7 protein-coding genes are annotated in these 9,265 nt (G+C 69.5%); 1 reads left to right on the forward strand and 6 read right to left on the reverse strand.

Features of this window, described 5'->3' with window-relative positions:
* Positions 1-161: 161 nt before the first annotated feature.
* The 5 genes from E3O42_RS00230 to E3O42_RS00250 form a co-directional block, all read right to left on the reverse strand.
* The gene (locus E3O42_RS00230; protein ID WP_134451946.1) at positions 162-2,258 is read right to left on the reverse strand and encodes an acyl-CoA dehydrogenase family protein; all 2,097 of its coding nucleotides are present in this window, start codon (positions 2,256-2,258) and stop codon (positions 162-164) included.
* A 213-nt stretch (positions 2,259-2,471) separates the two neighbouring features.
* Positions 2,472-4,397, reverse strand: a complete 1,926-nt coding sequence (gene recQ, locus E3O42_RS00235) for a DNA helicase RecQ (protein ID WP_134451953.1) — start codon at positions 4,395-4,397, stop codon at positions 2,472-2,474.
* 216 nt (positions 4,398-4,613) lie between these two features.
* Complete coding sequence (locus tag E3O42_RS00240) at positions 4,614-5,264, reverse strand: copper resistance CopC family protein (RefSeq protein WP_134451947.1); 651 nt, start codon at positions 5,262-5,264, stop codon at positions 4,614-4,616.
* 8 nt (positions 5,265-5,272) lie between these two features.
* Positions 5,273-5,935, reverse strand: a complete 663-nt coding sequence (locus E3O42_RS00245; RefSeq protein WP_134451948.1) for a YcnI family copper-binding membrane protein — start codon at positions 5,933-5,935, stop codon at positions 5,273-5,275.
* Positions 5,936-6,086: 151 nt separating this feature from the next.
* A complete protein-coding gene (locus tag E3O42_RS00250) occupies positions 6,087-6,701 on the reverse strand; it encodes a hypothetical protein (protein WP_134451949.1) in 615 nt (204 codons plus the stop codon).
* Positions 6,702-6,892: 191 nt separating this feature from the next.
* Between E3O42_RS00250 and E3O42_RS00255 the strand changes: the two genes are divergently transcribed.
* On the forward strand, positions 6,893-7,507 hold the full coding sequence (locus E3O42_RS00255) for a substrate-binding domain-containing protein (RefSeq protein WP_134451950.1): 615 nt from the start codon (positions 6,893-6,895) through the stop codon (positions 7,505-7,507).
* Between the two features lie 224 nt (positions 7,508-7,731).
* Here E3O42_RS00255 and E3O42_RS00260 read toward each other — a convergent pair.
* The coding region (locus tag E3O42_RS00260; protein ID WP_241984534.1) for a DEAD/DEAH box helicase at positions 7,732-9,265 on the reverse strand (1,534 nt) is incomplete at its 5' end.

A 9,265-nucleotide genomic window follows, 5' to 3' on the forward strand; every position in this document is an offset into this window, starting at 1 on the left:
GTTCCTCTTCCCGTCGGCGGCGGGGACCACGCGTGCCGCGTCGACCCCACAGACGAGAGTATGGCGACGGGCCACACGGACGCATCCGTCGAGCGGATGGTTACCGGCCGCCGTCCCTCATCCTGTGGCCTGACCCGCCCCCGGTCAGGGCACGCCGCCGGTCAGGGGCGGCGGGCCGGCTTTTCGGGGACGGGGGCGGTGCCGGTGGCGCGCTGGTTGCGGTAATACGCGCGGGCCTCGACCTGGCGTTCGCGTTCGGCACCGGTGGCGATTGGTGCCCGCAGGTGTTCGGGGGCGTAGCCGAACGCGTCCACGAGGTCGAGCGCGTGCGGGCGCAGCCGGGCGATGATGCGGTCGATGTAGGCCGTGACGGCCAGCGCCCGTTTGCCGGAGAGCCGACCGTTGATGAGGTACCAGGCCGCGTGCTCCTCGATGAGGCGCAACCCGAACAGGTCGCGCAGCCAGGTGAGCACCTGCCGGGTGCCGGCGTGGGTGGTCGACTCGACCGCGCGGGTGAACGCCTCCCACTGGAGCAGCTCCGCATGGGCGCGGGCCGCCTCGATCAGCTCGTTCTGGTGGGAATTGAAGAGGTCGGCCGCCTCCTTCCTGGGCAACTTGTTGGCGTTCCGCAGCGACTGGGCGATGCCGGCGATCATGGTCTCGACCCGGTCGGTGAGCAGGGCTCGTTGGGTGCCGGTCTCCCGCAGCTGGCCCACGCTGCGCGCCGTGGAGCCGAAGTCGGCGACGGACTGCCCGAGTGTGCGCAGGCCCGTGCCGTGGTACGCGCGTCCAGCGGCCTGTTGCACCACATACCGAGCCATCACCCCGGCGTCGGCACCGGCGAACTTGCGGTTGTAGTCGGTGAGGAGCCGCTTGGCCACCAGCTGCAGCAGCACGTTGTTGTCGCCCTCGAACGTGGCGTACACGTCGAGGTCGGCGCGCAGCCCGACGAACCGGTTCTCGGCCAGGAAGCCGGCACCGCCGCAGGCCTCCCTGGCCTCCTGGATGGTGTCCAGGGCGTTCCAGGTGGAGAGCGGTTTGAGGGCGGCGGCGAGGGTTTCCAGGTCTTGCCTGTCAACATCCGTCGCGGCGGCGCCACTGAAGACCTGGTCGAACTTGACCAGGAACTCATCGTGGGCGAAGGTCTGCGCATAGGCGGTGGCCAGGCGCGGGATGAGCCGGCGCTGGTGCCGCTGGTAGTCGAGGATGACCTCTTCGTCGGTGTCACTGCCGGCGGTGAACTGGCGGCGTTCGCTGCCGTACCGGATGGCGATGGTGAGAGCCAGGGCGGCGGCCTGGGTGGCGGCGCCGTCGAGGGACACCCGGCCCTGAACGAGGGTGCCGAGCATGGTGAAGAAGCGGCGGCCGGGGCTGCCGATCGGGCTGCTGTAGCTGCCGTCGGCGGCGACGTCGCCGTACCGGTTGAGCAGGTTGGTGCGCGGGACGCGCACCTGGTCGAAGTGCAGCCGGCCGTTGTCGATGCCGTTCAGTCCGCCCTTGAGGCCGTCGTCCTCGCCGCCGATGCCCGGCAGGAAGACCCCGGTCTCGTCGCGGAGCGGCACGTAGAAGGCGTGCACGCCGTGGTTGACGCCGAGGCTGATCAGCTGGGCGAAGACCACGGCGGCGGTGCCGTCGATGGCGGCGTTGCCGAGGTAGTCCTTCCAGGCGGCGCGGAACGGAGTGTGCACGACGAACTCGCCGGTGGCCACGTCGAAGGTGGCGGTGGTGCCGATGGCGGCGACGTCCGACCCGTGGCCGGTCTCGGTCATCGCGAAGACACCGGGCACGGCGAGGGTCATGATGTCGGGCAGCCAGGTTTCGTGGTGCACGGTGGTGCCCAGGTGCAGCACCGCGGCGCCGAACAGCCCCCACTGCACGCCGGCCTTGATCTGCAGGCTCGGGTCGGCGGTGACCAACTCTTCGAAACCGGCGATGTTGCCGCCGTGGTCATCGGAGCCGCCGAGCGAGCTCGGGAACGCACGGTGCACGTGGCCGTTGTCTGCGAGGATCTTGAGCTGGCCGAGCACCCGCAGGCGGTGGTCCGCCATCGACTGCCCCTCGATGCGCTGCAGGTCGGGGCGGGCGGTGAGCTTCCGTGCCTTCAGCCGCACGTCGGCCCAGGTGCCGAGCAGGGTGCGTGACAGGGCGGTCAGGTCGATGCGCGGGGCGAGCGGGTCGCCGGCGACCCGGACGGGCCCGGTGTCGGTGCCGACCGCGTTCGGCCTGGCGGGGGTGGGGCGCTGGGCAGTGTCAACCATCATTGGTCCTAACGTCGGCGCGAGTGTCGAGTGTTCGACCACGTTAGATCGAGGGCGCCGGGTGAGGAAATAGTGCGTGACGGGGCTACAAAGAAGGGCGCGGAGCGGCGCACTCGGACTGTAGCTCTTCTACAACAATGCGGTGCCAGAACCTACCAAGGCCGACAAAAGGGGCGACGGCTGCGTTCCGTCGCCCCCGTCGTAGCGGTCGTGTCAGGCGTTGGCGGCGACGACCTCAAGCAGGGCCTCGCCGTAGGATTCGAGTTTCTTGGCGCCGACGCCGGTGATGCCGTCGAGGTCCGCCATCGTGCGCGGCTTCGCCGCCGCGACGGCCACCAGGGTGGCGTCGCCGAAGACCACGTAGGCGGGAACGCCCTGCTCCCGTGAGGTGGTGCTGCGCCAGGCGCGCAGGGCCTGGAACAAGGTCTCCTGCTCGGGGCTGAGCTCGGCGAGACCGGCCTTGGCGGTGGCGGCGCGGGCGGCGGGGGTGCGCTTGACGGGCTTGTCGGGTTCGCTGCGGAGCTGCACGGCGCGCTGCCCGGCGAGGACCTCGGCGGCGGCCTCGCCGAGGATCAGGGTGCCGTATTCGCCGGAGGTGGCGATGAAGCCCTGGGCGAGGAGCTGCCGCACGACACCGCGCCACTGCTGGTCGGTGAGGTCGGCGCCGATGCCCCAGGTGGCCAGCTGGTCGTGGCTGTGCTGGGTGGTGCGCGGGGTGGTCTTGCCGCGCAGGATGTCGATAAGCTGGCCGGCGCCGAAACGCTGGTTGCGCTCGCGCAGCAGGCGCACGATCGTGGAGAGTAGTTTCTGGGCCGGTACGGTGCCGTCCCAGGCCTCGGGCGGCTGCAGGCAGGTGTCGCAGTTGCCGCAGGGTTCGCTGGCCTGGCCGAAGTAGCGCAGCAGGTTGACGCGACGGCAGTGCACGGTCTCGCAGAGCGCGAGCATGGCGTCCAGGTGCGCGCTCATCTTGCGGCGGTGGGCGAGGTCGCCGGGCGACTCGTCGATCATGCGGCGCTGCTGCACCACGTCCTGCAGGCCGTAGGCGAGCCAGCCGTTGGAGGGGAGGCCGTCACGGCCGGCCCGGCCGGTCTCCTGGTAGTAGCCCTCGACGGACTTGGGCAGGTCGATGTGCGCGACGAAGCGCACATCCGGCTTGTCGATGCCCATGCCGAACGCGATGGTGGCGACGATGATGACGCCCTCTTCGCGGAGGAACCTGGACTGGGTGCGGGCGCGCAGGCCCTGGTCGAGCCCGGCGTGATACGGGTACGCGTTGAGGCCGTTGGCGCGCAGGAACTCGGCGGTCTGCTCGACAGTCTTGCGGCTGAGGGCGTAGACGATGCCCGCGTCGGTGGGGTGCTCGGTCTTGATGAAGCTCAGCAACTGTTTGCGTGGTTCGTTCTTGCCCACGATGCGGTACTGGATGTTGGGCCGATCGAAGCTGGCGACGAAGTGCTGGGCTTGCCCCATCTGCAGGCGCTCGGTGAGTTCCTTGTGGGTGGCGTCGGTGGCCGTGGCGGTGAGCGCGATGCGGGGCACGTCGGGCCAGCGGTCGGCGAGCTCGGACAGCGCGAGGTAGTCCGGGCGGAAGTCGTGACCCCACTGGGACACGCAATGCGCCTCGTCGATGGCGAACAGTGCGATGGTGCCGCGGTCGAGGAACCGTTTGGTGGCCTCGTTGGACAACCGCTCGGGGGCGACATAGAGCAGGTCGAGGTTGCCGGCGAGGTAGTCGCGTTCGACCTGACTGCGAGCGGCGGAGTCCTGGCTGGAGTTGAGGAACGCGGCGCGCACGCCGACGAGGGTGAGCGCGTCCACCTGGTCTTGCATGAGCGCGATCAGCGGTGAGATGACGATACCGGTGCCCTCGCGCACGAGCGACGGGATCTGGTAGCAGAGGCTCTTACCTCCACCGGTGGGCATGAGCACGACGGCGTCGCCGCCCTCGATGAGCTGGTCGATGATCTGGGCCTGCTCGCCGCGGAACGAGTCGTAGCCGAAGACCGTGTGTAGCGCCTCGGCGGCGGTGGCGAACTTGGCGGTGGCTCGCTTGGGCGGCGGCGGGGCCAGCAGCGTCGCGCCGCCGGCGGGGGCGCCGAAGTCGACGGGACCGGAGCCGGCCGGGCCCGGTGCGGGCATGGCGAAGCCACCCTGACCGTGGTGGTCTGGGGGCGGTGGGGCATCGAAGTCGTCCGGTGGCTCGAACTCGTCAGGATCCCACGGTATCTCGGCGTTCCAACTCACCCGCCAACTCTACCCGCGCCCACCGACGCCACCGGCCGGCGCGCAACCCTGTGGAGCGCCGGCGGCGGGCACCCGCAACGAGACGGGCCCGCCCAGCGGTGGGTGGTGCGGCTATTTCGGCGTGGGACGGCGCAAGACGAGGAGGGTCACGCCGATCGCGGCGAGGACCGCCACGAGGGCTCCGCCGATCCAGAGCAGGTCGGTGCCACGAACGTCGGACTCCGCGGCGTCGGTGCCAGCCGCATCGGTCTCGGCGGGTGCCGGAGCAGCCGAGCCGCTGGTGGCGCACTCCGGAGCGGCCGCGGAACCCTCAGCGAGCACCTGGGTCGCGTCGGGTTGCCAGGTGAACGTGAAGCTGTCCGAGATCGAGTGGCCGTCCGTTGACACCGTCTGCCACACCACTGTGTACGACCCCGGCTGGCCGAGCTGCACCTCGGCCTCGAGGCTCGGCCCGGATACCGTCGTGCAGCCGTCGCCGAAGAACCGCGGCGTATTGACTGGCCCGCTCACCTGCATGGCGGCGCTACTCTCGCCCTCGCCCGAGAGGTTCAGCAGATTGTCATTCGTGGTGATGGTGATGACCCCGGGCTGTTCGGTGACCACGGAACCGGCCTCGGGTGACGTGCTGAGCACAGAGTTGTGCGCGAACGCCGGGGCGGCCGAGGCGCCCAGTGTCGCCAGGGCACACACGACCCCGGCCAGCGCCGCACCCTTCAGAATTCGGGTGCGGGCAGGCCGTCGGCTGTCGTGGAGAGGTGCCACCGGGAGACCTAGGACGCGTTCTTGCGGCGGGAGGCGACGGCCACGACGAGGCCGACGGCACCGACGACCAGGCCGCCGATGCCGAGCATCCGCGCCAGGACGTCGTCGGCGGCCGCAGTTTCGGTCGCTGCAGCACCTTTCGCTGCGGAGTCGTCGGTGGCCCCGTGACCGTGGCCGGACTCTGCGCCGGCCTCGGTGACGGTGAACGACGGGGCAGGGTGGGCCGGCTCGGCCTCGCCCTCCACAGCGGTGTCCGACCAGTCGGTTTCGCCGACCTCGCAGGACTGAAGCACCGGGAAGGCCAGAGTGTCGCCGACGGCGGCATCGGCGGGGATCTGCAGGCTGAGGACGAAGGTGGTGCGCAGTCCGTCGGCCAGCGGGGTGAGAGCCGTGTAGCTGACCTGGCCCGCGGTCAGCGGGGTGACGTCCCAGCCCGGGTTGACGGTGGGTGTGACGCTCGTGATGGACTCGGGGATGTCGACGGTGATGCCGGTGGTGGCCGACCCGTCGCAGCCGTGGCCGAGGGAGAAGGTGAGCAGGCTGTGGGAGCCGGCGGCGGTCGACGAGGGTTCGACATCGACGTGGGCGCTGGCGGCCAGAGGGGCGGACAGGGCGAGGAGTGCCGCACCGGCGAGGGTGGTGGCGGCAAAGACGGGCGTGGAGAGCTTCATGGTGTGTCCTTGGGATGGTGAATGGTCGTTACGCGACAGTTCGAACATCGTCTGGGCTGCGCGGTGCCTGAGGGCACGGCGGGGCACGACGGGGATCATCACTCGCGTTCGACGAAAAAGAAGGTGCGGAGCTGAATCTGAGGGCGGAGCCTCAGGCGAACACGCGCACCGGCGGCCCGCGATGCCGCATCGAGCTGAGGAGGACCAGGAGATCGCGGGGCGGCAGAGCGGCAGACGACGCCGCGATAGCGCGGGGGGCGTTGGGGATCGGGGTGAGCACGATGACCCGCACGAGGGTCTTCAGGGCCATCGTCGCGGTGCTGAACAGGCCCCAGAACGCCCGCTCGCCGAAACGCAGCGCCACAACGGTCACGACGGCGGCGAGGACGTGGGCGAGGGCCATCATCAGCCCGTGGTCCACGCCGGACATGCTGCCGGGCGGCATCGCCGACACGGCGACACTGCCCGCGTGATTCGCGTGGGCGGTTGCCGCATCCGTGGTCACCAGGGCGCCGCCCGCGCTGCCGAACGAGAACAGTGTGTGGAAAATCAGCTGGCTCAGCAGCACCGCCACGCTCAGTCGCCAGGTGGACAGGGTGCGGGCGGACAGGGCGACGGAGACGATCCCCGCGAAGGCCAGGGACACGACCACGGCCAGCAGCCCAGGAACGGCGCCGACTCCCACGGTGTGCGACAACGCGGCAACAAAGGTGGAGAAGGCCGCGACGATCCACCCACGGGCGAATCGCGCCCAGCGTGTGGTCATGATTCTCCCTTTACTACGGTGCCTTGAATCTATCAGGACCGCTCCATTCAGCTGCCTCTCGGAGAACATGCGGCGCCCGTCGGGCAGAATGGGAACCGAGATGGCAACACACAGGCACCCGGCCATGATCCTCGGCACGTCAGTCGCGGTGACCGCCCTGCTCCTGTCGGGTTGCGCCGCCAACGGCTCAGGTGACGACCATCAACTACGACCCAACGGGCTCCGGATCGGGCCGGGAACAGTTCATCGGCGGCGTGGATGACCTGCGCCTGGATCCGGCTGCGATCGCGAACATCTTCTCGGGAGCGATCACACGGTGGAACGACCCCGCACTCGTCGCCCTGAACCCCGACGCCACCCTGTCCGACGAACAGATCTCCGCCGTGCACCGCTCGGATGATTCGGGCACGGCAAAGAATTTCGCCGACTACCTGCACCAAAACGTGCCGGAGATCTGGCCGACCGAGCCCGCCGACGCGTACCCCTATCCCGGTGAGGGCGCCCAGGCCAATTCCGGCGTCGTGAGCGCCGTCGCCAACGGCAGCAGCACCATCGGCTACGCGGATGCGTCACGGGTCGGCGACCTGTCCGTGGCGGCGCTGCAGGTGGGCGACGAGTTCGTCGACTATTCCACCGAGGCCGCTGCGGCCATCATCGATGCGTCACCGTTGGAGACCCGGGAGAACCCCTATGACCTGGTGGTGGATGTCGACCGCACCTCCACGTCCGGCGTGTATCCCCTGCTGCTCGTGAGCTACCTGATCGCCTGCGAGGAGTACCCCGACGCCGTCGACAGCATCCGCTGAGCCGCGCGTCCGCCGGGCCGACCCGTCGGGCGGATATCTGTGGGGCACCGCGCGGATGCCCCACAGACATCCTGTGCGCGCGCTGTCACAAACCCGAATTGTGAGGGAGCACACGGACGAGGAAACCGTACCGCACCACTGTCGGTGCGCGCCGGATTCGCGCGCCGGTTAAATGCCGGCAGGGCACCCGCCGAAGCGGATGCCCTGCCGGTTGTTCGCTGATGTTACAGGTTCGCCAGAGCGGTGATCGACGCGTCACCCGGCGTGGCCGTGGTGAAGCTGGAGGCGATCTCGGCCCGGTCGAGCAGGTCTTCCATGCGACGACGACGCTGCTTGGGGATCAGCGTGACGACGGTACCGGACTTGCCGGCGCGGCCGGTGCGGCCGGCGCGGTGCAGGTAGGTCTTGTACTCGTCGGGCATGTCGGCCTGGATGACCAGGTCGATGTCGTCGACGTGGATGCCGCGGGCGGCGACGTCGGTGGCGACGAGAACGTTGACACGACCGCTGGTGAGCATCTGCAGGTTGCGGGTACGGCGGGCCTGGTTGAGGTCGCCGTGCAGGCTGGTGGCCTTGACGCCGGCGTCTTCGAGCGCGTCCGAGAGCTGCTCGGCGTAGGCGCGGGTGCGGCTGAAGATGAGCGTCTTTCCCTGGCGGTCGACGAGCTGGCCGATGATGGCCGCCTTGTCGCGGTGCTCGATGAGGAGGACCTTGTGGTCGATCGTGCTGGAGGCCTGGTCTTCACCGGCGACCTCGTGCACAGCCGGGTTGGTCAGGAATTCCTTCACCAGCGAGGCAACGCCCTTGTCGAGGGTGGCCGAGAACAGCAGACGCTGGCCGCCCTTCTTGGTGCCGCGCAGGATGCGCTGAACCGGCTCGAGGAAGCCTAGGTCGCACATGTAGTCGGCCTCGTCGAGGACCGTGATGACAACCTCGGACAGGTCGAGGCGACCCTGTTCGATGAGGTCTTCGATGCGGCCGGCGGTGCCGATGATGATGTCCACGCCGCGCTGGAGGGCGCTGACCTGGCGGTACTGCGGAACGCCGCCGTAGATTTGGGTGGTGAAGAGGCCGACGCTGCGCGCGATGGGCTGCACGGTGCGGTCGATCTGCAGGGCCAGCTCACGGGTGGGGGCCAGGATCAGCGCGCGGGGCTTGCGGGCCATCTTGCGGTCCTTGGCACCGTTGTTCTCCATGAGCTTCTCGATCATGGGCGCGGCGAAGGCGATGGTCTTGCCGGAGCCGGTCTTGCCACGGCCGAGCACGTCGCGGCCGGCGAGCACATCGGGGATGGTCGCGGCCTGGATCGGGAACGGGGTCGGAGCGCCGAGCAGGGCGAGCTCGCGCACGATGTTGCCACCGAGGCCGAGGTCGCCGAACGTCACACCGACAACATCTTCTGCAGTCGTGGCGATGGCCTCGAGGCGCTCGAGCACCACGTCGTCGCCGGCGGCGAACTTGGGCTTGGAGTCGCGGTCGGGGTAGAAGTTGCTGGAGTGGCCGCCGTCGTTGGAACGGTCGTTGCGGGCCGCGCGGTCGTTGCTGTACGCGGGACGCTCGCCACGGGCCGGGCGGTCGTTGTTGTACGACGGACGCTCGGTGCGGGCCGGACGGTCGTTGTTGTACGACGGACGCTCGGTGCGGGCCGGACGGTCGCCGTAGGACGGACGCTCGGTACGAGCCGGACGCTCGCTGTTGCGGTCGTTGTAGGCGGGACGATCCGTGCGCGGAGCACGGTCACCATAAGAGGGACGGTCG

The sequence above is a fragment of the Cryobacterium adonitolivorans genome, from assembly GCF_004402695.1.
Taxonomy (GTDB): Bacteria; Actinomycetota; Actinomycetes; order Actinomycetales; family Microbacteriaceae; genus Cryobacterium; species Cryobacterium adonitolivorans.

What these genes read in the sequence shown, in the direction of transcription:
- E3O42_RS00230 (WP_134451946.1), bottom strand. Translation starts at nt 2,258, where the DNA reads ATGGTTGACACTGCCCAGCGCCCCACCCCCGCCAGGCCGAACGCGGTC.
- recQ (WP_134451953.1), bottom strand. Translation starts at nt 4,397, where the DNA reads ATGCCCGCACCGGGCCCGGCCGGCTCCGGTCCCGTCGACTTCGGCGCC.
- E3O42_RS00245 (WP_134451948.1), bottom strand. Translation starts at nt 5,935, where the DNA reads ATGAAGCTCTCCACGCCCGTCTTTGCCGCCACCACCCTCGCCGGTGCG.
- E3O42_RS00250 (WP_134451949.1), bottom strand. Translation starts at nt 6,701, where the DNA reads ATGACCACACGCTGGGCGCGATTCGCCCGTGGGTGGATCGTCGCGGCC.